At 59.0% G+C, this 22,598-nt stretch carries 15 protein-coding genes and 1 tRNA gene; 9 read left to right on the plus strand and 7 right to left on the minus strand.

The annotated features are described in order from the left end of the window. Positions 1-9: 9 nt before the first annotated feature. A complete protein-coding gene (locus B5527_RS37355; RefSeq protein ID WP_079605947.1) occupies positions 10-2,154 on the minus strand; it encodes a carboxypeptidase-like regulatory domain-containing protein in 2,145 nt (714 codons plus the stop codon). 630 nt (positions 2,155-2,784) lie between these two features. On the opposite strand from B5527_RS37355, the gene B5527_RS37365 reads away from it, so the two are divergent. The 4 genes from B5527_RS37365 to B5527_RS37380 all read left to right on the plus strand — a co-directional run bounded on the left by B5527_RS37365 (position 2,785) and on the right by B5527_RS37380 (position 5,966). After that, positions 2,785-3,213 carry a TIGR02300 family protein gene (locus B5527_RS37365; RefSeq protein WP_079605948.1) on the plus strand — a complete coding sequence of 143 codons (429 nt, stop codon included), beginning with the start codon at positions 2,785-2,787 and terminating at the stop codon, positions 3,211-3,213. Positions 3,214-3,275: 62 nt separating this feature from the next. Continuing rightward, a tRNA-Ala gene (locus B5527_RS37370) sits at positions 3,276-3,359 on the plus strand. Positions 3,360-4,350: 991 nt separating this feature from the next. After that, entirely contained in the window at positions 4,351-5,307 is a 957-nt protein-coding gene (locus B5527_RS37375) for a sensor histidine kinase (RefSeq protein ID WP_154072730.1), read from the plus strand. After that, complete coding sequence (locus B5527_RS37380) at positions 5,304-5,966, plus strand: response regulator (protein ID WP_079605950.1); 663 nt, start codon at positions 5,304-5,306, stop codon at positions 5,964-5,966. Before B5527_RS37375 ends, B5527_RS37380 begins: the two co-directional genes overlap by 4 nt. A 1,040-nt stretch (positions 5,967-7,006) precedes the next feature. Here the strand turns inward: B5527_RS37380 and B5527_RS37385 are convergent. Continuing rightward, a complete protein-coding gene (locus B5527_RS37385) occupies positions 7,007-7,918 on the minus strand; it encodes an aldo/keto reductase (protein WP_079605951.1) in 912 nt (303 codons plus the stop codon). A 263-nt stretch (positions 7,919-8,181) separates the two neighbouring features. Between B5527_RS37385 and B5527_RS37390 the strand changes: the two genes are divergently transcribed. Both B5527_RS37390 and B5527_RS37395 read left to right on the plus strand, forming a co-directional pair. Then, positions 8,182-8,868 carry an alpha/beta fold hydrolase gene (locus tag B5527_RS37390; RefSeq protein ID WP_079605952.1) on the plus strand — a complete coding sequence of 229 codons (687 nt, stop codon included), beginning with the start codon at positions 8,182-8,184 and terminating at the stop codon, positions 8,866-8,868. A 733-nt stretch (positions 8,869-9,601) separates the two neighbouring features. Continuing rightward, a complete protein-coding gene (locus tag B5527_RS37395; RefSeq protein ID WP_276329360.1) occupies positions 9,602-10,423 on the plus strand; it encodes an ABC transporter substrate-binding protein in 822 nt (273 codons plus the stop codon). Between the two features lie 272 nt (positions 10,424-10,695). Here the strand turns inward: B5527_RS37395 and B5527_RS37400 are convergent, their stop codons facing one another. Then, complete coding sequence (locus B5527_RS37400; protein ID WP_079603234.1) at positions 10,696-12,150, minus strand: IS1182 family transposase; 1,455 nt, start codon at positions 12,148-12,150, stop codon at positions 10,696-10,698. A 311-nt stretch (positions 12,151-12,461) separates the two neighbouring features. On the opposite strand from B5527_RS37400, the gene B5527_RS37405 reads away from it, so the two are divergent. Continuing rightward, positions 12,462-14,855, plus strand: coding sequence for a PAS-domain containing protein (locus B5527_RS37405; protein WP_079605954.1), 2,394 nt, complete (start codon positions 12,462-12,464; stop codon positions 14,853-14,855). A gap of 70 nt (positions 14,856-14,925) precedes the next feature. Here the strand turns inward: B5527_RS37405 and B5527_RS37410 are convergent, their stop codons facing one another. Together B5527_RS37410 and B5527_RS37415 are read right to left on the minus strand one after the other, a co-directional pair. Continuing rightward, positions 14,926-15,633 carry a transposase gene (locus B5527_RS37410; protein ID WP_197689245.1) on the minus strand — a complete coding sequence of 236 codons (708 nt, stop codon included), beginning with the start codon at positions 15,631-15,633 and terminating at the stop codon, positions 14,926-14,928. A 61-nt stretch (positions 15,634-15,694) separates the two neighbouring features. Then, positions 15,695-17,254, minus strand: coding sequence for a winged helix-turn-helix domain-containing tetratricopeptide repeat protein (locus tag B5527_RS37415; protein WP_079607803.1), 1,560 nt, complete (start codon positions 17,252-17,254; stop codon positions 15,695-15,697). A gap of 158 nt (positions 17,255-17,412) precedes the next feature. Here B5527_RS37415 and B5527_RS37420 point away from each other — a divergent pair, with 158 nt between their 5' ends. Together B5527_RS37420 and B5527_RS37425 are read left to right on the plus strand one after the other, a co-directional pair. Beyond that, positions 17,413-18,270 carry a class I SAM-dependent methyltransferase gene (locus B5527_RS37420; RefSeq protein ID WP_079605955.1) on the plus strand — a complete coding sequence of 286 codons (858 nt, stop codon included), beginning with the start codon at positions 17,413-17,415 and terminating at the stop codon, positions 18,268-18,270. A gap of 73 nt (positions 18,271-18,343) precedes the next feature. Beyond that, on the plus strand, positions 18,344-19,216 hold the full coding sequence (locus B5527_RS37425) for an alpha/beta fold hydrolase (RefSeq protein ID WP_172842785.1): 873 nt from the start codon (positions 18,344-18,346) through the stop codon (positions 19,214-19,216). A gap of 217 nt (positions 19,217-19,433) precedes the next feature. Here B5527_RS37425 and B5527_RS37430 read toward each other — a convergent pair whose 3' ends face one another. Together B5527_RS37430 and B5527_RS44905 are read right to left on the minus strand one after the other, a co-directional pair. Continuing rightward, the gene (locus B5527_RS37430) at positions 19,434-20,594 is read right to left on the minus strand and encodes an IS30 family transposase (protein ID WP_079599908.1); all 1,161 of its coding nucleotides are present in this window, start codon (positions 20,592-20,594) and stop codon (positions 19,434-19,436) included. A 136-nt stretch (positions 20,595-20,730) separates the two neighbouring features. Continuing rightward, positions 20,731-21,798 carry a hypothetical protein gene (locus B5527_RS44905; protein ID WP_154072731.1) on the minus strand — a complete coding sequence of 356 codons (1,068 nt, stop codon included), beginning with the start codon at positions 21,796-21,798 and terminating at the stop codon, positions 20,731-20,733. Positions 21,799-22,598 lie beyond the last annotated feature (800 nt).

Below are 22,598 nucleotides of genomic sequence, written 5' to 3' on the forward strand. Positions count from 1 at the left end.
CCGCGAACCTCAGTTCGCCAGCGGATCGGGCCGAAACTGGATGTGCACGGCGCGCGGCATCGAGCCCTTGCCGCCTTCCTTGAGCCAGGGCGTGCGGTCGCCGTTCGTGCTCCACAACCCGCGGCCTTTCCACCCGGCGTTGGGATCGTCGATACGCCCGTCAAAACCCTTGGCGTAGAAGCTGAGCGGATAAGGAATCCGGATCGTGATCATCTTGCCATCCTTTAACGCCACGAAGCCGTCACCGAGATTGGCGGTGGACATCGGGATGTTCTCGCCAAGTCCGGACGTGTTGTGCTGGTCGACCCACGTGTAATAGCTCGACTCTGCGCTATTCTCGCCGATGCCGTCAAACCCAGGGCCGGGATACTGATAGATGGTCCAGCCCTCGGGGCAATGATTGCCGGTGGCGGTCGGCCCATTGAGCGGGCCCTTGCACTTGCGGCGATCGAAGCTGCCGAGGTGGCCGCTCGACAACGATGCCCAGACCACGCCGTTCTTGTCGATATCGCCGCCGCGGATTCCGAATGCCGGCGCTGGAACATTGAACACCTCCGACAGTCCGGTAGCCGGGTCAAATCGCAGGAACCCCGGAGGCCCACCGAAGATGCCTACGGTGTACCAGATCGAGCCGTCGACTGGCGACGGCATCACCGCGTAAGGTCCCGAACCCGGGACGATCCGCTTGTCCTTGTTCGGATCGAGCGGGGCGTTGGGCTCGACATAATCGTCGCGCTTGCCGTTGCCGTTGGTGTCGAGCACGAACGGCGACCAGCCTTGCGACCTTGCGGCATCGCCGGTTTCGTCAAACATCTTGGTGTTGATCCAGCCGGCAACCGGGCCGGTGCCGCTGAGCCACAGCGTGTCGTTGGCGTCGTAGCCGAACTGCAGGTGATGGGTGCCAAAGCAGGTGTTGATGAAACTGTACTTCATCGTCCTGGGATCGAGCATCGCCACCTGACGGGCCGACTTTTCCAGCGGGAACACCTTGGCCGACGGGTGGTCGGAACCCTGTTTGCAGAACGCCGGGTTATCGATGCCGCGCACGGTGGCAGAGAGCCAGAGCCGGCCCTTCTCGTCGAACATGGAGTTGTGGTTGTTGGCTCGCGTATCCCAGAGTTTTTGCTCGCCCCAATAGGCGGACGGCTCCAGCGGCTTCACGCTGGCGGCGTGTCCGGGGCCTAGCGATTCCGGCATCTCGGGATCTGCGACCGGCATCTTGAAGAACGACACTTTATTCGTCTTCGGATCCAGGATTGGCATGTTGTCGGTCGAATATTCCGGCGAGCCGTAAAGCGGTCCATAGGCATTGACCGTCGGATCGCGCCGGTCTGATGAAATCAGATCGTGCAGGTATTTGTCGGGCGTCGACCACTCCCATGATGTGATCACGATATTGCGTTCGACGCCTTGTGGACGCGGCGGCTTGCTCTTGGGCAGTTCGCCCTTGGCAACGCGGTCGGTCCAGTCGCCGAGATATTTGAAGGGGACGCCGCCGAAATTGCCGGCAAGCTGGTTGGTCATTTGCTCACCGGACTGCCCGGATTGAACGCGCCGCATCCAGGCAGCCTCACCGGAATCGAACTTGCCGAAAGCCGCCGGTATCGTGCGAGTGGCTTCCTGGCCGAGCTGATGACAACCGATACAGCCGATGTTCTTCATCTGCTTCACCCAGTCAGTCTGCGTCAGCTTTTCGGGAATGTCGCTCTTGCCGTCGAAATCGCCGGCAGGCGGAATTTTCATCATCGCATACCAGTAGATCGCCGGATAATAGTGCGCCGCCGCTGCTTCGTTCGGCGCCGCCACCGCGGTGTGATCAAGAAGCTGGCCCGGCTTTGCGGTTAGCTTGGTCGAATCCACCAGGCCATAGCCGCGCACCCAAACGCTGTAATTCGCTGCCGGCAGATCGGGGATGAGGTAGCGGCCCTGGTCGTCGGTGACGACGATGCGCGCGAACTTCGTCGGCAGTTCGGTGGTCTCGGCGATCACCCAGACCCCGGCTTCAGGGCCCGCCGCGCCGACAACAGTGCCGCCGATGTCGGTGGCGCCGATCGCTACGGCCTGCTGCGCATAAGCTGCGGTGGGGATTGTACTTGGTAGCACCATCAAGCCGGCAAATATCGTCAACCGTGCAAGTGCTCTGGTCACGAACATGGTTCGCCTCCCGGCATGGAACCGACTCTTTGGCCGGTTTTTCATTGTCGCCATTTTAGCGAAAAGGTCGGCAGCGTCCAATGGCTTGAATCAGCCTTCGACTGACGTCCGTGTATGGCACCGGCTGGCGCCCGCGGTTCGTCCGACGTCTCCGCGCCATAAGCAGCCGGACAGCGAGGACTCCGGTTATACGATAGTAGCGCGTTTCTGATACGTCATTCAGCTGAACATCAGATTAGCCCAGAAATATTGGACTTCTATAGCCTGAGCACTCCATTGGTAATGGAGAGGTCGACAGTTCAATCCTGTCTGGCAGCACCATTTTTAAATCAATGACTTAGCTGTTATTTTCCAAAAATACCGCACCGCTGTTTAGCATTTGGGGCAGCACGGGCCGAATCCGCTTTCCAAGCCCTGATCCGCGCGGAAACAGCCCAAAACCGCAGGTGAATCGGCCCCCGCCACCAAGGACCCTTGACCCCGGCAAACCGCGCGGACGGCCCGCGCTGGGCGATTCTGGCGGCGTTTTTGGCTGGGGGGCGCGGCCCGCGAATCCTACTATTGACAGCGGCGCGGGCCAACTAGCCAAGTGAAGCACCGTTTTTCGAAAAATTCCGGAGGATTGCACACGTGGCCAAATCCGATCTCGGAACCAAACGCATTTGCCCGACGACGGGTAAAAAATTCTACGACCTCAACAAGAATCCGGTGATCTCGCCCTATACCGGCGAGGTCGTGCGGATCGCGCCGATCGCGCCGATCCCGCCGCCCCGGACCCGCGCCGACGCCGCAGCGCGCGCCAGAGCCGCAGCTGCCGCCGCTGCCGAAGCAACGCCGGAGCCCGTCGAGGCTGAAGAGTTGGTGCCGCTCGACGAAGCCGACGCCGAGGAGAACACCGGCAAGGTCAAGGCCGTCGTTCCCGAATCGGAAGACGATATCGAGATCGACGAAGACGACGATGATGACGATTCCACCATCATCGCCGACGAGGAAGAAGGCGACGAGGACGTCACCGACATCATCGGCGACGTCGGCGATGACAAGGAGAAGGAGACTTGAGATCAACCCTGAACTGTGTTCAGGGTTTTGCCCCGCGCCCCCAAGCCGCGCGGAAGGTCCAAGGGGCCATAGCTTAGCTGGGAGAGCGCTTGCATGGCATGCAAGAGGTCATGGGCTTGGCGGCAGGATTCAAAAGCACGGCCCCGCCTCTTTGGGGTAGGGATGCAAGGCAGGACCGTACCGGGCCACGAACACTCGGCTTACGTGGCTCGAGGCGATAACGGGGACATGGCGAAAGTGGTTCCGGGCTGTGACGAGAGCTGTTCCGGCGTCATCGCGCATCCCAAATGACCCGACCGCGATTTTCAACAGGCCACACGATTATGACGGGCCGTTCTGCCAACAGCGATGCGCTCTTGGTCCGTGCCTCACGCAAATAACGCGGCACTGCTTCTATCGGCGTCTCGTTCTTGGGCATCCTGATTGACCGACCGATCACGTCTACCTTACGCCCCTTGAAGGCATTTCCACTGTCAGGGTCACGCCCAAATTTCGATGGTCCGAAATCGTGTTCGCCGCGTCGCCGGTATGGAAAGGGATGACCGGGGACCTCTTCAAAGAAACCCCCTAGATCGAAGTCCCAGACGCCGCGATCATGATGGACGTAATGACGGGCCGCGCCTTGGCACAAACAGATCAGCCGCAACCGGTCGGCGTATCACGGCAGTATTCCTTTCGTTGGCAAAGATCGGCAAAATCGTCGAGAGCAATTTGCGCGAGGCGAGCAAGGTCGTTTCGCGTGATACGCGCGAATGACCGATGTGGTGAATTGCTCATGATCGCAGGGCAACCTCGGTGCATGTCCGCTTTTGCGCGCATAGCGGACTCAGCTCAGACATCACGCCATGTCCGAAAAGTGCCATGAACAGACTCATGCGCAGCAGCAAATGTCCCGGCTTTCGCCGTCTCCGACGACCCCCCGCGTTAACCTCTTTTATCACCCTTAGCGCGCGCGAGGGCGCTGATGGCCAGGCAGTGGTCTGCCCGTTGCTACGGGGTAGCTCGCCAACGAGATGGGTCGCGCCAAAACAGCATCGGGGGCTCCCCCGCGTTAACCTCTTTTATCACCCTTAGCGCGCGCGAGGGCGCTGATGGCCAGGCAGTGGCAGGGTCGTCGTCATTTCGGACCTATCAGCCGTGACGGCGCGCGCCTGGTCTGACATCTCGCGGATGCTCGGTCTTTCCGTCGCGACGATCAGCGCTCTTGGCATCCTGGTGTATTTTGTCGTCGAGCGCGCGCTGCGGCCGACGAGAGATGTCGTTAGCGGCCTCAACCAGTTAGCTGCGGGCGATCTGAAGTGCCGTCTTCCTCCGTTCCGGCTTGCCGAGTTGCAAAGAATAAGTAACGTCTTCAACGATCTGGCGACCACCCTGGAAGTCGCGACCTCCGAGCGCGCCGATCTTGCGAGACGTCTGGTGGAAGCCCGAGAGCAGGAACGGCGTCACCTTGCATGGGTGCTTCATGACGAACTGGCTCAGAGCCTCAGTGCCATGAGTGCGACGGCAGCTTCGATCAAGGTCACCGCCTCGACTGATTGTCCATCTCTTATTCCCGAAGCACAGGCACTAACGGAAACTGCGGGAAATATCATGAAGGGGCTCCGCAGGACTGTGCAGGAGTTGAGACTGCAGGAGATTGACGAGATCGGTCTGCTCGCGAGCCTTGAGGGATTAATCACCGATTATAATCGCCGCGGTTGCGGGAAGACCCAATTCATTCTTGAGACACACGGCGACGTCAACGCGCTACCCCCAGCGATTACCGGTCACATCTTTTATATCGTTCAGGAGGGTCTAACAAACGCAGTGAAGCATGCTCAGGCAGCCAACGTGCGTGCCGTGGTGCGCATCGACCCTACTCAAGACGGTGCGCCACGGTCTGGGACTGGCTTAGTCGAGGCGAGCGTTGAGGACGATGGTGCGGGATTGGCGCATGAGATCAGGGGAGAGGCTGGTTTTGGCCTCGGGCTGATCGGGATTCGCGAGAGAACGCTCGCGCTGGGTGCGGAGATGAGCGTTGTGGTGAGGCGAGAGAAGGGCCGCATCCTCAGCGTCACGATTCCTATTTCGAATACCCAGGGTCCAGCATCATGAGGTCGCGAAGTATCCGCGTCATGCTTGTCGATGACCACGCGGTTGTGCGTGAGGGATACAGTCGGCTTCTTGAAAAGCATGAAGGCATTACCGTCGTCGCCGAGGCCGCCCATGCGGCAGGTGCCTATCAAGCCTATAAGAGTCAAAAGCCCGATGTAGTGGTCATGGACGTCTCACTGCCAGGTCGCGGCGGCATTGATGCCATTCGCCAGATACGTCAATGGGATCCAGCGGCGCGCCTGCTAGTTTTCACCATGCACTTGAGCGCGACATTCGCTCTCCAGGCCTTCAGGGCCGGTGCAAAGGGTTTTGTCACAAAGAGCAGCCCGCCCGAGTTGCTCGTTAGCGCGGTACGTGACGTGGCTGCCGGCCGTGTGGCAATTTGCCCCGAGATCAGTGAAGCCCTTGCAAGGAGCCGCTTGCAGGAGGATGCAAGCGTCATTGACACTCTTTCCCCACGTGAATTCGAGATACTGCGCGAGTTACTCGATGGCCGGTCGGCCGAGGAGATAGCCGCCGCATTCAATCTCAGTCCGAAGACCGTCTCGAACTACCACTACGCCATTAAATCGAAACTCGGCGTTTCGTCCGACGTTGAGCTTGTGCATTTCGGGCTGCGAAGCGGGTTAATAACTGTTGTAGAGGGGCGCGAGTATTAGACTGAAGCCGATTCGCATTAACAACTGCTCGATTGCATTCGGTCCGTCCCGCCGTTGGTCAGACCAAAATATAGGATATCGAATTGGCAGGCATCAGTCAGTGGGCATGGCGATCCGCAAGTTAGCGCCGCAGACCCAAAAAGGCTACATCCGCGGCCTGCCACGTAGGTCGTATCGGAAATGTCATGCGAGAAAGGTAATCGATACATCGACAGAGCTCTCGACGTGCCTACGCGAAGTCTCCGACACGGCTTTCTTCGACTGAGAGGTAACGTGGACGCAATGATCGGATCGATCGTAGAACTGGTATCCAACACACCGCCCGATAAAGTCGGACAGCTCGCCGACAGGATACGGAGGCTCGACCTCATAGCGTTTACGCCGGCTTTGGACGAATGGGCAGCAAATCCCCGGGGCGCAACTCAGGCTTACAATGCTCATATGTGCTGGTCATGCCGTCGGCTTCCCTCCTGTATAACTGTCCGGCATGTTGATCAGTGCAGCGGCCGCTCGCCGGACGTCGTCCGCCCACCGATCGGCATCAAGGTGTATCCAGTGACTTGCAGCAATAGTCGGAGTAGTACGCCGGGACTCCGCGCACTCCGGACGGCGCGGATCTCGGCGAAGGTGATTGCGGCGCTAATGCGCGGCGGTGAGGTCTAGATTGCTGCCATGCCGGTCATCCTCTCGGTCGGTGGCATGGTCATTATCGTCTGCTCGATGCTTGTGGCGTCGGTGGATAATGCTCGATCAACCGCGGCTCGATTGAGCAAACAGTGGGGCAGTCGTCAACCGAACCGAGCAGAACGGCGGGATTGCTATAATTCCGGAAAACACCGCGTCGCCACTAAAGACGCCATTTGCTGCGGTGCATGAGTCCGAAAGTGGCACTTAGCGGACGTAACCAGGCGAGCTGCCGATGTCGGTTCATCAAGGGGGTAGACCGGAAGTGTCGGGCCGACGGTCAAAGTGTCGCGAATAACCCCGCTCAGACGCGGCGTGCTCTTGCGAGGATCGACCGCGCGGACCCGTGTCAAAGTCTAGCGGTTAGGCAGCGGATACGCCGCATCCAGCGATTGAAGCTCCTGCGGTGTCAGCGTCAGTGAGAGCGCGACGGCGTTCTCCTTTACATGCGCCACCGAACCGGATTCGGGAATTGCAATGACGTTGCCGTTGCGGATGGTCCAGGCCAGCGCAACAGCGGCTGCCGAGCAACCGTGTGCTGCGCCGATACGTACAAGCGTGGGATCACGCAGCAGGCTGGCACCGGTTCCGCCGAGCGGAGAATAAGCCATCACCGGCATGCCGTGCTGCTCGCACCATGGCAGCAGGTCACGCTCTATGCCGCGGTCGGCGAGGCTGTAAGGGAGCTGATTAGTCGCGCAGCTATCGCCTTTTGGAATACGGAACAGATCTTCCATGTCGCTGACCTTAAAATTGGACACGCCCCAAGCGCGAATCTTCGCTGCCGAGCGTAGATTTTCAAATGCGGTCACAACGCTGGAGAGATTGGTGACCCCATTTGGCCAGTGCAGCAGATAGAGATCGAGATGATCAGTGCCGAGGCGCTCGAGGCTCGCCTCGCAAGCGCGCATGACGCCGTTTCCCGCCACGTGATTGGGCCACACCTTGGAGACTAGGAACACGCGATTGCGCTGACCAGCGATCGCGCGGCCAATGAATTCCTCGGAGTCGTACACTTCTGCCGTGTCGATCATCGTCATTCCGAGCGAAAGGCCAGTGTGTACCGCTTCTTCTTCAACGGCATGAGGATGTTTTCCCTTTCCGAGACCCGCAGAGCCCTGGCCCAATGCCGGGACGACAGTGCCGTCGCGAAACTTTGCCGTGCGCGCTGCGCCGGTTGACGCTGCGCCAGCTGTACCTGTCGGAGACGCGAACGAACCAAGCGCCACCCACAGTCCATTGAATTCGCGCCGATTCAGCAATCTCATATCTTTACTCTTCTTACGATCCCTTCCACCACGCCAAACGTTTTCGGTCGCGAAATGGTTCCTCTACTCGGCTGGCGCACGGAAGGCTGCGGCTGGGTATCATCAGCGCACGGTCAGAATGGCGCTTTTGACCCTAAGCCGACAATCAGCCCGGCCCCTCGATTTTGGTTTCGCAACGAGCCAACATCATTGCGAGATCAATCCTGATCAAGCAAGCCATGCTCGTTGAGCAACTAATCCGGCAGCAGCGGAGGAAAACTCATATGGCATCATTCGTCCTTGTCCCCGGGGCAGGCGGCATGGCTTGGTATTGGCACCGCGTGGTCCCGCTTATTCGCGCGGCGGGGCACGAACCCATCGCGGTCGATCTGCCCGGCGACGACAGGCACGCCGGTCTCGCGGCGTATGTGGACATTGTCATCCGCGCGATCGCGGAACGAAGCGACGTTATTCTCGTTGCTCAGTCGCTAGCGGGCTTCACGGCGCCCCTTGTTTGCGCGCGTGCGCCCGTGCAGATGGTCGTGTTCGTCAACGCGATGATCCCCAAGCCCGGCGAGACCGCTGGTGCGTGGTGGGGCGCGACTGGAGCGGCCGAAGCGCGGGAACAAGCTGCGGCGCGCCGCGGCTATGCGACGGCATTCGATGTGGGGACTTACTTTCTGCACGACGTGCCGCAGGACGTGCTGCGCGCCGGCCCGGAACAACCACGCGAGGAAGCCGAGATCGTTTTCGGCGAGCCCTGTCGCTTCGAGCGCTGGCCCGAAATCCCCATTCATGTTCTCGCGGGAAGCGACGACCGTTTTTTCCCGATCGAATTTCAACGCCGCGTCGTGCGCGAAAGGCTCGGAAAGGAGGTGGAGGAAATTCCCGGTGGCCATCTCGTCGCGTTGTCGAATGCGGAAGGGCTGACCGAGCACCTTCTTGCGTATGAGAGGGGCCTGACACGCTAGTCCCTTGCCGTTGTCTCTTGAGCAAGCCCGAATTTGTCTGGCGCACCTCCGCTATCGGTTTCACACCACGCCCGATCGGCAAGGCCAGGGGCGCAGGTCAGCTTTTTGAAAGGAGTAGCGGGCCAGCTTTCGTGAAATCAGCCAAGGTCCGATTCCGGCACGTTTCGGACGTACCGCTCCTGGCGACGCAAGTCGGTTATCAGGAGTAAGCGGAAGTGACTCGGACATCTTCAGATCGACGTGATTGACCCTCAACAGACGTGGCGTATGGACGCGCCGGTCGATCATTGATGGCCTTCTACTCGCAAAGTGTTAGGGTCCGAGCATCGGATTATGCGTGTCCTTAGCCGGCGTGCGCCATGCGACGCCGGGATTTTAGCATTTTTTGTTGCGCGTGCGGCTTCGATGTGGCCGGGCACAGCGTTTGCGCAACTATCGGCCTGCAAGGTGTGGCGTGTCGTATACTCTACCCGAGCAAGCGTTGCCCGTACAAAAAGGTCGACGCCACCTCAGGTGATCGAGTGAGGTGAGTTCCTTCGGCATCCAAGAAGCAAGGGAGGATGAGATGAGGCTTCGAGCTCTCCGGCTAGATCGGATCGGCCGCTTGTCGGCTCCACTTGTTGCCGCTGCGCTGCTCCTCGGGAGTTTCGCTCCTGCGCAGTCAGAGCGGCTTCCGAAAGTCGGGTATCTGGGTTTTGGCGCCGCAGTTCCGCCAACTCATTTCCAGAACCGGATGAGGGAGCTCAGATATTCCGAAGGCAAGGAGGTCACGGTGGAATACCGCTTTGCCGGAGGACGCCCGGGGGAGCTCCCGCGCCTCGCCCGCGAGCTTGTCGATGCGAAAGTGGATGTCATCATGGCTGTCGGCGACGAGGCGATCGTGGCCGCCAAGAATGCTACGCGCACCGTTCCGATCGTCATGGTCGCCTGCGATGCGGTCACCACCGGCTTCGTCGAGAGCCTCGCTCGTCCAGGCGGCAATCTCACGGGCGTGACTTGTATCACCTCCGAGCTCATGCCGAAGCGCATGGCGGTGTTCCGCGAGCTTCTGCCGTCTGCGTCCCGCCTCGTGGTCCTTTACAACCCAGAGAACGTCAGTAAGCCCCCCGAGGTGGCGCGCCTTGTCGAGCTCGCGAAAGAGCTGGGTCTCGACGCCAAAGCCGTTCAGTTCCGCACGGCCGAAGACATCGAGCGCGCCTTTTCCGCCCTTGCGACCGATCGCCCCGATGGCCTCGTCGTCCTGACCGAACAGCGCTCGATTGCCCACGCGAAGCTCTTGGGAGATCTTTCGCGCAGAGATCGGCTCCCAGTCCTGCATTCCTTCAGCGAAGGGGTCCACGCGGGCGGTCTCATCTCCTACGGTCCCCACTTTCCGGAGATGGTGGTGATGGCGACCAACTATGTCGCGAAAATCCTCAAAGGAGGGAAACCGGCCGAGCTGCCCGTCGAGCAGCCGACTCGGTTCGAACTGGTCATCAATCTGCAGACTGCTAAGGAAATCGGTCTGACGATCCCAGCCTCTCTCCTTGCCCGCGCCGACGAGGTGATCGAATAGACGGCCATGTCCGTTCATGGCACATTTCGGACCAGTCGGCCCGGTCTGACGATGTCCGTTCATCGGGGGTAGAGCGGACTCTCCGCGAATGGCTCACCACTTCCGAGTTTGACCCAGGCCGTGTGGAAACGTTTTCGTTTCCCACGCAACCGAGCGCGATGGGCCTCGACGCGGCCGTCTGAGTCTATTTTTGCTGTATCGAGCCTGGAGTCGACCTGGGGGCCGCGCTGAGCGAGATGAAGGGTCACAAAGCGCGTACAACACAACACTCCTCATGCCCGGATCGCCGCGAGGAACGGTTTGATACCGACGATATTCATCACGCGCGTGAGGTTGTAGGCGAGCACGTGCAGCGCCATCTCAGTCGCCACCTTCGGCAGCGTCTTCATCAGAAAGTGCGTCGCCCCCATCCGCATCTTCAGCGTGGCGAACGGATGCTCGACGGTTTCGCGGCGCACACGCATGGCTTGCGGGTTCTGATCGAGCCGCGTCTGCGCGGCTTCGACGACGTGTTCGTGTTCCCATCGTTTGATGCGGCGCTCGTTGGCCGTTGTGCACCGATCCTTGAGCGGGCATGTGCGGCACGCCTTCGTCAAGTAAATCAGCATTTTCTGGCCATCTTCATCAGCGGTGAAGTGGTGCGCCAGCGTCTCGCCGGCCGGGCAGCGATAGACATCGTCCTTGGCCAAATAAACAAAATCAGGTTTCCCAAAACGGCCTGCCGACTTGGCGCCAGAGGTTTGCGGCTTGGGCAGCGTGACTGCGACGCCGGCCTGTTCGCAGGCCAGGATTTCCTCCCCTTTAAAATAGCCCCGATCCGCAACGACTTCCAAGTTATCGCTGCGCAGCGCGGCTTTCGCCGCCTGCGCCATCGTCGCCAGTTGCGATCTATCGGTGCCGACGTTGGTGACCTCATGCGCGACGATCAGATGGTTCGTAATGTCGACCGCACTTTGCACGTTATAGGCAACCATGCCTGAGCCGCGCCCGCTCGTTGCCATCGAGCGGCAATCGGGATCGGTCAGCGATATCTGCTTATCGGGCGAAGCGAGCAATGTCTTTTCAATCGCGGCCAGCCGTTTCACTTCTTCGTCGAGCTTCGCCAGCTTTTCCTTAAGCCGTGTCTTGGTAAGCAGCACTGTTTCCGACGGCTCTTCTCCTGCGGCAGTCTGGCGGTCGGCGGTATCGAGTTGGCTCATGTAGCGTGCCACGCTCTCTTCGATCTGCTTCTGGCGGCGTTGGATCTTGCCCTGCGTGAAGTTGTTGTCACGACTGTTCACGGCCTTGAACTTGCTGCCGTCGATGGCAACGCTGGCCTTCGCCAGCAGGCCGATCTTTCGGCACAAGGCGACGAATCGCGCGCAAACCTTCTTAATCGCGGGGCCATTGTCCTTGCGGAAGTCGGCGATGGTTTTGTGATCCGGAACGAGCCGCCCGGTCAGCCACATCACCTCAACATTGCGGCCAGCCTCACGCTCCAGCCGCCGGCTCGATTGGACCCGGTTCAGATAGCCGTAGATGTAAAGCTTGAGCATCGCCGAAGGATGATACGCAGGCCGACCGGTCGCTGCCGGATCGACGCCGTCAAACCCGAGGTCGCGGAGTTCCAGCGCATCGACGAACACATCGACCGCCCGAACAGGATTGCTCTCGTCGACCCAATCCTCAAGGCATTCTGGCAGCAACGTCGCCTGCCCGCGATCCAGTCCCGCCACAAAGCCTGGCATCAAATCCCCCGTCGATTCAGTAGGGGATCATGGCATGGGAAGAGTTTTCACACAGCCTGGACCCACAACGGACGTGGACACCGGCAAAAAATGCGAAGCAAGGAACGGACTAATGACTTGCGTCGTCGACCTCCGGCGATGGTTCCCTCTTCAAAACCCTCTGGTAGATAACCGCCCCGGTGTGCTGTACTTCGTTCGAGTAGGTTCCGGCTCTTTGCCAAGGAGACGGTTTAGCAGCGGCTGCAGCACAGGCATCTAGCCCCGAAACGGTGCGCTATTTCTCGAGGCCCGCGGGGAACAGAGTCGGAACGATGGTAGTCATTGATACGAGGCTCGCCGCCGGTCTGGACGAGATCAGTGCAGGATTTGCGGTTTTCGACGAAAACCTGAAACTCGTCTTTTGCAATGCTCGTTATCCGCTGATCCGCGGCTATCCTGCCGCCCTTTGCAAACCTGGCGTCGAGCTGACCGAACTGTTCCGGTACAACGCCGCGCGCGGTGACTATGGTGATGGCGATGTCAAAGTGCATGTCACGGAACGGGTGGCTCAGATCCAGCGCGGGAACGTCACGGTGGATCAGGTGTTGGGAGACGGCCGTGTCCTCGCCGCGCGGTATAGGCCGTTAGCCTGCGGTGGCCTAGCGACGACCTACGAAGACGTCACGGAGATGCGCCGCGCCGAGATTGCGCTGCGCCACGACCAAACCCGCTACGAGCTCGTCACCCAGGCCGTCAGCGAAGGACTCTACGACTGGGACATTGGGTCCGGTCAGCTTCAGGTCTCCACCCGCTTGAATGCCCTGTTCGATTTCAAGCAAGGAGAGTTGACCTCATATGACTGGGTCGCGAGGGTACATCCCGACGATATTGCGTCATACCGCGCGGCGCTGCGGGCTCATTTCACTGGCAAGACCTCGGTGCTCCACGCAGAATACCGCATCCGCGATAAAGCCGATACGATCCGTTGGGTCGAGGATCATGGACTATCGATCCGCAATGAAGCCGGGCGCGCAGTCCGATTGGTGGGCGCAGTCAGCGACATTACCTCCCGGAAGAATGCCGAGCGGGCGCTACGCGAAAGTGAAGAACGCTACTCGCTTGCAATGAGCGCCATTAATGAAGGTGTTTATGACTGGGACCTAACCCGAGACGAGATCTTTTACTCGCCAAATGTTATGGAGGTGCTTGGGTTCACAGGGTTGGAGATGTCAACACCGAAGGATTGGATCAGACGTATTCATCCCGAGGATCTTCCTGCCTACCAAGCTGCTTGGGCCGCTCATTTCCGTGGCGAAACGCGACGGTTTTTCTGCGAAATGCGATACCGACATGCGGACGGATCTACTCATTGGGCGCGTCAGCACGGCACGGGCGTTCGAGATGGTAGCGGTCGGGTCGTCCGCGTGGTCGGGTCGACGGGCGATATTACGGCTGAGAAGATCCTCGCACACGAGCGCGATGAAGCGCGGACCCGTTTGTTCGTGGCTCTCGAATCCATCTCTCAAGGTTTCGCACTGTTTGACGCCGAAGATCGGCTGCTAATGTGCAACAGCCAGTATCGTAGGTTCTTTACGCAAGCCTCGGATCCAGAAGTCTCTGCCATGATTGTGCCAGGCATGAGGTTCGAGGATTACGTACGGAAGGCTTACGAAAAGGGCATGTATCCCGACGCCGGATCGGATATCGACGCCTACCTGCGAAGTCGACTCGAGCGCAGACGAGCGGCAGGTTCTGGATTCGAGCTAAAATTGCGGGACGGCACCTGGCTTTACGTAAGCGAACGGCGCACAAACGATAGCGGCCTCGTAGCCGTCTACACCGATATTACCGATGTAAAGAACAGGGAGTCGGAATTGCGAGCTGCCCGGCTCGCCGCCGAGACGGCTCTGGCCGATTTGCGCGCGGCACAGGATCGCCTGGTGCAGACCGAGAAGCTGGCCTCCCTCGGCCAGGTCACCGCCGGCATTGCCCACGAAATCAAGAACCCGCTCAATTTCGTCAACAATTTCTCAGCGCTATCGGCCGAACTCGTAGGAGAAATGAAGGAGGCACTTTCGGGTATCGACCTCGACAAGAATAAACGGGAAGAATTGGACGAGATCGCACAAATGCTGAAAGACAACCTCGAAAAGGTTGTTCAGCACGGCAAGCGCGCCGACTCCATCGTGAAAAACATGCTGCAGCACTCCCGTGAAGCTTCCGGCGAGCATCGCCCTTCCGACATCAACGTGATAGTGGATGAGAGCCTGAACCTCGCCTATCATGGTGCCCGGGCAGAAAAGGCCGGCTTTAGCATTGCTTTGCAACGCCATCTTGATCCTTCCGTCGGCATGGCCGATGTCTATCCGCAGGAGATTACGCGAGTCCTGCTCAATCTGATATCGAACGGATTCTATGCCACGACCAAACGCAAAGCGGAAGCCGGCGATGGTTTCGAGCCAACGCTTATCGCTGCGACGAAGAATCTCGGAGACAAGGTTGAAATTCGTATTCGCGACAACGGGACCGGCATCCCGGAAGGGGTCAAGGATAAAATATTCAACCCATTCTTCACGACCAAGCCGACGGGCGAAGGCACCGGGCTTGGCCTGTCGATGAGCCACGACATCATCGTGAAACAGCATGGCGGCAGCATTGATGTCGAGACGGAGCCCGGACTTTTCACCGAGTTCAAGATCGTATTGCCGCGGACGAACCGAAGGTAATCGGCGAGACCCATTCTTCCACTGACAGCGCCAAATTTGCTGCGGTGCATGAGTCCGCTCTTGGCACTTTTCAGACATGGCACGTGTGATGCGCGATGTCTGTTCTTAGGGGGCAGAGCGGACCTAGCGGTTGCGCGCGCAGAGGTCCGAGTTTGACTCGACTCGGACATGGATGCCTTGCACGGAGTACCGCTGCGTTCACCCCAATTTTTGAGGTGTTATGCCGCCTAGTCCCGCGATAGGCTGCCAGGCGGATCAAGGGGCGTATCTTGGCGAAACCGATTGATACTGAGCCGGTCTTGATCGCCATCGCGACGGGCGCGACCCGCGTGGGCTTTCGCGCGAGCAGATCGGACAGGCGTGAATCGATCATCTTGGGATTGTACTTTGCACGGCGGACAAGTGAAGTCATGCCGACAATGAGCAGCTTTCGCAGATACTTGTCGCCCCTCTTGGTGATACGACCGAGCCGCTCTTTGCCACCGCTCGACTTCTGAAGTGGCGTCAGTCCCAACCAGGCAGCGAATTGCCGCCCCGAGCGGAACTGATGCGGATCGGTGACCGATGCGGCAAGTGCCGTCGCGCCAACCGGCCCGATGCCGGGGATGGTCGTGAGACGACGTGCAACATCGTTGCTACGTAGCCAAACGAGCAGATCGCGATCGATCTCGCGGAGCCGAATGTGGGTGTCGAGCGCCTGCCGTGACAGTGTGCCGACGATCTTGGCAGCTTCAATCGGTACATCTGGCGCTTTACCATCGACGATCTGTCGCGCCATCAGCAGCGCCCGTGCCAGCCCCTTGGGGATGTCGATAACGAAGGCTGCTGGATTTTGGAAGCTAACGCAAGCCGGCGCGACGAAAGCCGTCCAGATAGCAAACGCGGTCCTCTTCGTGCTTGAACGGCATCTCGTTGGAAATCCACTCAAGTGATATGTCCGGCTGCACGCGCCGCAGTTCTTTCAGCGCTGCGCTTGCAACGTCATTGAATCCGCCCGCCGCGGCCGCCGCGGTTAGCACCCGATGTGCACCGACAAAGTCGGCGCGATGCCGCAACGCTTCCCGGGACAGGCGCATCGCTTCTTCGTAATTGCGCCCGACGAATTGCGAATAGGCGGCAACACCGCAATAGATCGCGGCGAACGGATCGCGTGGGCTGAGCCGGAGCGCATGCCGCGCGGCACGGTCACCCTCTTCCCATCGCCCGCAATACGTCAGCGCGACCCCGTAATATCCCCTTGCCGGGGAGAAGTTGGGGTTCAGTCCGAGCGCGAGCTCGAATTCAGCCAGCGAATCCTCGAACCGGCGATTGAACAGGTAGACGCTGGCAAGTGCGTAGTGGGCCCAGGCGTCCTCGCTATCGGCGCGGATCGCCGCCAGCGCCGCCCGTTCGGCGACCGGCACCGCTTTCGCCATCGTTTCCCAGCCCATGTGGGCGCTGAAAGTATGGCAGGAGGCGAGCACGCCCAGCGCTTGACCGTAGTTTGGGTCGATATCGATGGCTTTCTCCAGAAGCGCCTGGGCAACCATGTTGTCCTGCCGTGTCACGCGCCAGTAGTGAGACAACGCGCGCATCACAAGATCCCAGGCGTCCATGCTGTCCGGCGGCTTGCGCTGGGCCCGGAAGTTTTCGGCCGCATAGAGTTGCGGTTCTATAGCGGCGACGATCGCCTGAGCGATTTCGTCCTGAACAGCAAACACATCAGCGAGACTTCTGTCGTAGCGCTCTGCCCAAATATGACTCCCGGTGGTCACATCGTTCAACTGGACCGCGATGCGTACACGATCGCCGTCCTTGCGAACGCTGCCATCGACGACATAGCCGACGCCAAGCTCTTCGCCGATCTGCTTCAGGTGAACGGATTTTCGCTTATACACGAAGGAAGAGTTGCGCGCGATCACGTAAAACCAGCGCAGCTTCGAAAGCGCTGTGACGATATCCTCGCTGATTCCATCCGAAAAATATTCTTGTTCGGGCTCTTCGCTCATATTCGTGAACGGCAACACCGCGATGGCGGGCCGATCGAGCGACGCGAGATTGTCCTTGTTTGAGTGATTTGCCGAACCTTCCCCCGGCTTCATCTCGGGCTGGCTCACGCGCACGTCGCCGACAAAGCGGAATCCCTTACGCGCGATGGTGCGGACCAAACGCTGATCCCTGCCGCTGTCGCCTACAGCCTTACGAACCGCATTGATCCTGCTGGTCAGCGTCGACTCCGAGACAATTCGTCCTTCCCAGATATTGTCGAACAGGTCGTCCTTACTGACGACGCGGTCGCGATTTTCGATGAGGTACAGCAAGAGATTGAACACCTGTGGCTCAACCGGCACGCCCTCGCCGCCACAGCTCAGTTCCTGGTGGCTGGTATCAAGTACATGATTTGAAAAGATAAATTGCACGCTGAAATCCTGGCCCCGAAAACCCTCAAGAAACAATCAAGCCAGTCTCAGGGCAAAATCAAGGTGCCCCCAAATCTTTTAGGTCAGCGCCCGCTCATTTTGGGTTTACCGGTCGGACCACCCATGACCGGGTTGCATATCCCGAAAAGGAGATAGCCATGGAAGCCACAACCACACCTGCAAGACAACCCGGCAATTCCAAAATTATCGCGACGACTGATCTGGCCGCCCTGAAAATTCGGCAGCAGGCTGCCTGGTCATCGGGCAATTATGCCGTCGTCGGCACAACCCTGCAAATCGTCGGGGAAGAACTTTGCGAGGCGCTCGATCTGCGCTCCGGCTCAAAAGTACTCGATGTGGCCGCTGGAAACGGCATGGTTAGCCTGGCGGCGGCTCGCCGATGGTGCGAGGTCACTTCAACCGATTATGTGCCGGCTTTGCTTGAATGCGGACAGGCGCGCGCGTCCGCGGAAGGTCTGTCAATCGATTTCCTCGAAGCGGATGCCGAAAATCTGCCGTTTGCAAACGCCGCATTCGACGCGGTTGTGTCGACCTTTGGTGTGATGTTCACACCCAATCAGAGCCAGGCGGCCAACGAACTCCTGCGGGTCTGCAAACCCGGCGGCAAGATCGGTCTTGCCAACTGGACGCCGGAAGGCTTCATCGGACAGGTCTTCAAGACGCTCGGGAAATATTTGCTGCCTCCAACTGGCGCCAAATCGCCGGCGCTCTGGGGCACGCGCACATGCCTCAACGAAATGTTTGAGGCCGACGCCAGTTCGATCAAGGCTGAGCCGCGCCTGTTCAACTTCCGTTATCGATCGCCCGAGCATTTTCTGGACGTCTTCAAGACCTTCTACGGCCCAGTATTGAAGGCGTTCGCGGCACTGGATGCGCCGACCCAGGAAACTCTCAGGAACGATCTGCACGCGCTGATCGTGCGCATGAACAGGGTCGGTGACGGCACCATGGTGGTGCCGAGCGAATATCTGGAGGTCGTGATCACCAGACGGTGAAACGACCCCTCATCAACTCCCTCACTTCCACCGCTGGAGAACTCTAATGGGCAGACTAATTAGGAATGATACGATGATAACTTCTGCTCAAGCCGCTACTGAATCCGGCTTCACCAGCTCCGTGATAGCGCTCCATTGCTCGCTGAGTTCGGGCCATCAATGGAGTAGTCTTGCTCAGGAACTTACAGGCAAGCATCAGGTCATCACGCCGGATATTTCCGGTTATGGAAATAATGATGTGGGACGGTTCTTGCTGCCGACCACCATGGCGGAGGAAGTAGATTTACTGAGCGATCGCGTTGGCGAAGCTATAGAGCCCATACACCTTGTCGGGCATTCCTACGGCGGTGCGCTTGCATTCAAGATTGCGACTGACTCGCCGTTGGCGAGTCGCGTTCGTAGCTTGACACTGATTGAACCGGTGTTGCCGACGATCTTGATGGAAAGCGAACCGGACCGACGGCTGTACGAGCAATTTGTTGGTTTGGCGCAAGCAGTTTGCAAAGATCTTTGGAAAGGGTCGTCTTCGGAGGCAATCGAAAAATTCCTCGTATTCTGGCAAGGATCCGGGCCCACAGAGCAACTTTCGTCGAAAGCGCTCGTGCGTATGATAGAGCATGCGGAAAAACTTGCTTATGAATTCTGGGCGATTCTCGGCGAACGAAATGTAACGGTGGCGGCGACTGCGATCCGCGTGCCGACGTTGTTGGTGTCCGGCGGATTGTCTCCCTACTTCACCCAACGGGTGGTCGGGCGACTTGCATCCACGATCCCCGGCGCCGAGACCAAGCATCTGCCTGCAGCTGGTCATATGCTGCCTATTACACATGCCGCCATGATCAACCCCGACATAGCGCGGCACATCGCACGAGCTGACGAATTCGCCAGCCTCTCATTGGCGCTCGAAGAGTTCCCAACTCAAACTCAAGCTTCAGTAAAAGGCTGAAACTAGCCAAGCGGGGACGTTTACGGGCAACCGCAGACACCCGTTTGTCGCCCGCGTCGGCCAACAACATACAACGGTTCTGTGACTCAGCAGCGCTTATGGCGCCTGTTGGCGAAAAATTGTTGCATGATGACATGATTTCACTGGCAGCTTACGTTTCATCCTTAAAACTCTAAGCGATGCCAGCGAGCGACAACTTCCGTTATTGGCAGCCGGCTCAACCGGTCGATGCAACACAGGCGTTAAATCTCTCTGCTGGGGTTTCAAATTGCATGGTCTTACGCGGCCGTTCGTTAAGCTGGCGAGCCACTTTGTTCAAGTGGGCTTGCGAGTGCACCGACAAGTCGGTGCCCTTCGGGAAGTATTGTCGCAGCAGGCCATTGGTGTTCTCATTCGACCCGCGCTGCCACGGGCTTTGCGGATCGCAAAAATAAACGTCGATGTTGGTCGTCAACGTAAATCGTCGATGATCCGTAAGTTCCTTGCCCCGGTCCCAGGTTAGCGATTTATACAGTTCGGTCGGCAGCTTTCTAGCTTGCTTGATGAGCGCGGAGACGACCGATTGGGTGTCTTTGTTGGCCACCTTTGCTAACATCACGTAACGGGTATGACGCTCGACCAAGGTCGCGATATAGCTGTTCTTCGAACCGGACAGCAGATCGCCTTCCCAATGGCCAGGCACCGCTCGATCTTCAACTGCTGCCGGGCGCTGACGGATCGAGACGGGATCCTTGATTTGTCCCCGTCCATCGCCGTGAAGACCTGCCTGTTTCGATCGACGGATCGTGCGCTTCGATCGAAGATGGCAAAGTAGCTCTTTCTTAAGCACTCCGCGAGCTTGAACAAAGAGACTGCGATAGATCGTCTCGTGTGACACCTGACAATTCTCATCTTCAGGATGGGCTCTCTTAAGCCAGCCGGCTATCTGCTCGGGTGCCCAATTTAATCTCAGCTTGCTGGTTACCGCCTGTCGCAACCCGGGATTAGTCGCCAACTTGCAACGTTTCGGACGGCGGGCTCGGGCCCAGGCCTGGTCATCCGCCAGAGCCGCTCGGTATCGATCATAGCCGCCATTCCGGCTAATTTCTCGGCTCACCGTCGAAGGCGAGCGGCCCAGCATCTTGGCTATCGATCGGGCTGATTGATGCGCTGTAATCCCTCTGGAAATCTCCTCCCGCTCCGAAAGCGCCAATGCCAGCCTTGAGCGATGCCTTGCTGCAGGACGGATGCCCCCGTGCGGGGCCACCTGGAAATAAATCGACGATGACGGCTTCCCAAACGCTCGCCCGATCCCCTTCAAAGACTCCCCGCGTTGCCAGCGATCCCATAACTCCGTCTTCTCGGCCGTTGTAAAACCTCGACGAAATCTCTGTTCCATCGTCTCACTCCATCTTTTCCCTCTAAGATAAAGTGTTGCATCGACCGGTTGAGCCCACCGCACTTAACGGACGTAACCAGCCGAGCTGCCGATGTCGTTCATCAAGGTATAGCGGACATCACGATCCCGCTGGCCGTCACCCGACGCCAGCCTGCCGCGCGACGAGGGTGACGTTGGCTCCGGCCGATGACGGCGCGTTCAGCGAGAACCGGTATCCGGCAATCGGCAGCATGCTGGTGACCGTGACGAATTGGTTCGACGACCCGGCGAGCAGGGTGAACGCGGTCGGTGACGACGAGACCGGTGACGGGTAGATGTCAGAGGGGCCTTCATAGGCGACACTGATCGCGCACGAGGAGCCACCGGTCGACAGCACTGCGAACGTGATCTGTTGCGGCGTCGTCTGCCAGTTTGCGATCTTCCACGGCGACGAACTACAAGGGGAGCCGTACTCTCCCGGTGGGGCCCGCCGGTGAAATCGGAGTCTCAGAATTTTTATCCGCCTCTCGTTCAAAGGGGACCCGTTTTCCGGCGGCAGTTCTGTTTCGAGAACAGAACTGCGGGGACCGCATTTATTTTTTGGAATTTTCCGGGACCCGTTTGCGACCGCGCCGACCACGGTGGGTATGGGGGCGGTAGAGCGGCGCGATCGGGGGATGGTGGCTGGAGTGGCCTCGTCGCGAAAACGAATGCCGCCGCGCCCCGCCGACCGGGAAACATTCTCCAAGACGGGAACCTCGGTTTTGGTCTCGAAGACTGTGCGATCCGATTTTCCGATTTCGCATTTTATTTTTTTTGCGCCGTGAGCCTCATCGTGGGGGGCACCTTCACTGGTGCGGCGATCACTCGTGGCGGGGATGGTAGCTGCCCCATCGGAATGACGAATGCTTGGGGACACCGCCGACCGGGAAAACGGCTTCCAACGCGCGAACACCGTTCTGGTCTCGTCAACTGTGAGCCCGGTGGCGATGCCGAGCTTTCCCCTCAAGGCGAAGGCTGTTGCTCCCGGCCGCCAGCCTTCGAGCCAACTGTCGGGGTCGTAGTCCGATGCGATCAGAACTCTCGCCGCATCCAAAAATGGCTGTCGGCTCGAACCGACAAGTACCGTCCCATCCGGTAACGAGGCTCCGAACCGGCCGTGCCGTGGTTCGATCTCTTTCGAGATGATGATTTTGATCGTCGTGGGAGGGTTTGAATGCATCATGCCCCGCTTGTGCAAGCGTCGCCTTCCCATGAACCCTGGCAAAGCGCCGCCTGGGCCCAATGGCAATTTGCGAAATCACTTTTGTTGGGGTGTTCTGTTTTGGACTCTGCGGTAGCGCCTACTGCACCGATGTTGATCCGGCAAAAATGAAAGTTCAACGGTGCATGACTTATCAATTTCGCGAGCTGGTAGAACCACGAGGATTCCGGCAGCAGGATCAACGGCAAATTTTTTTACACGGTGTTGGCGCGAGACCGCGAAAGGCAAGCATCGGTGATGACTAAGCGCGCGACGATGGTGTGAGCATCTGCTCACGTAAACGCTTCAATTGCAGATGCGCGATAGTTGCCCTGCGGCGAGTTCATAATTAGTGAATTGCATTGCGTACTGATCGGATCATGATCCGCACGTTGATCAGTCTTCTCCTGCTGATCGATAAGGTCCAGCGACCAGCATCCAAGCGACCAGTATCCAGAGCGTCCCGCGTCCATAGGACCTGCGACCAGAGCGATCAGCGTCCAGAGAGATCAGCGTCCAGCGCCTTCAGGAATGGCACGGTGTGGCGTGGCTCGGCGAGGCAATGCGTCGTGCGTCCCCAACACGACACAACACAACACGAGCCGCAGGGTCGCCACCTGCGGCTCACTTGTGTTTGGCACGCTTGGCGTGGCCCGTGGAGAGCTGCGCGGGTCTCGTCGCTACGTCTCGATGAATGTCTGCTATTGGGGGCGAAGCGGTCATGAAGCCGCCGGGCCGTTACTTCGCCTTTTGACCCAAAAGCCGTCATCGTGGCGTTCTAT

It is taken from the genome of Bradyrhizobium erythrophlei, from assembly GCF_900129425.1.
GTDB lineage: Bacteria > Pseudomonadota > Alphaproteobacteria > Rhizobiales > Xanthobacteraceae > Bradyrhizobium > Bradyrhizobium erythrophlei_C.

What these genes read in the sequence shown, in the direction of transcription:
- B5527_RS37355 (WP_079605947.1), bottom strand. Translation starts at nt 2,154, where the DNA reads ATGTTCGTGACCAGAGCACTTGCACGGTTGACGATATTTGCCGGCTTG.
- B5527_RS37380 (WP_079605950.1), top strand. Translation starts at nt 5,304, where the DNA reads ATGAGGTCGCGAAGTATCCGCGTCATGCTTGTCGATGACCACGCGGTT.
- B5527_RS37385 (WP_079605951.1), bottom strand. Translation starts at nt 7,918, where the DNA reads ATGAGATTGCTGAATCGGCGCGAATTCAATGGACTGTGGGTGGCGCTT.
- B5527_RS37390 (WP_079605952.1), top strand. Translation starts at nt 8,182, where the DNA reads ATGGCATCATTCGTCCTTGTCCCCGGGGCAGGCGGCATGGCTTGGTAT.
- B5527_RS37395 (WP_276329360.1), top strand. Translation starts at nt 9,602, where the DNA reads ATGAGGGAGCTCAGATATTCCGAAGGCAAGGAGGTCACGGTGGAATAC.
- B5527_RS37400 (WP_079603234.1), bottom strand. Translation starts at nt 12,150, where the DNA reads ATGCCAGGCTTTGTGGCGGGACTGGATCGCGGGCAGGCGACGTTGCTG.
- B5527_RS37405 (WP_079605954.1), top strand. Translation starts at nt 12,462, where the DNA reads ATGGTAGTCATTGATACGAGGCTCGCCGCCGGTCTGGACGAGATCAGT.
- B5527_RS37410 (WP_197689245.1), bottom strand. Translation starts at nt 15,633, where the DNA reads ATGGCGCGACAGATCGTCGATGGTAAAGCGCCAGATGTACCGATTGAA.
- B5527_RS37420 (WP_079605955.1), top strand. Translation starts at nt 17,413, where the DNA reads ATGGAAGCCACAACCACACCTGCAAGACAACCCGGCAATTCCAAAATT.
- B5527_RS37425 (WP_172842785.1), top strand. Translation starts at nt 18,344, where the DNA reads ATGATAACTTCTGCTCAAGCCGCTACTGAATCCGGCTTCACCAGCTCC.
- B5527_RS37430 (WP_079599908.1), bottom strand. Translation starts at nt 20,594, where the DNA reads ATGGAACAGAGATTTCGTCGAGGTTTTACAACGGCCGAGAAGACGGAG.
- B5527_RS44905 (WP_154072731.1), bottom strand. Translation starts at nt 21,798, where the DNA reads ATGATGCATTCAAACCCTCCCACGACGATCAAAATCATCATCTCGAAA.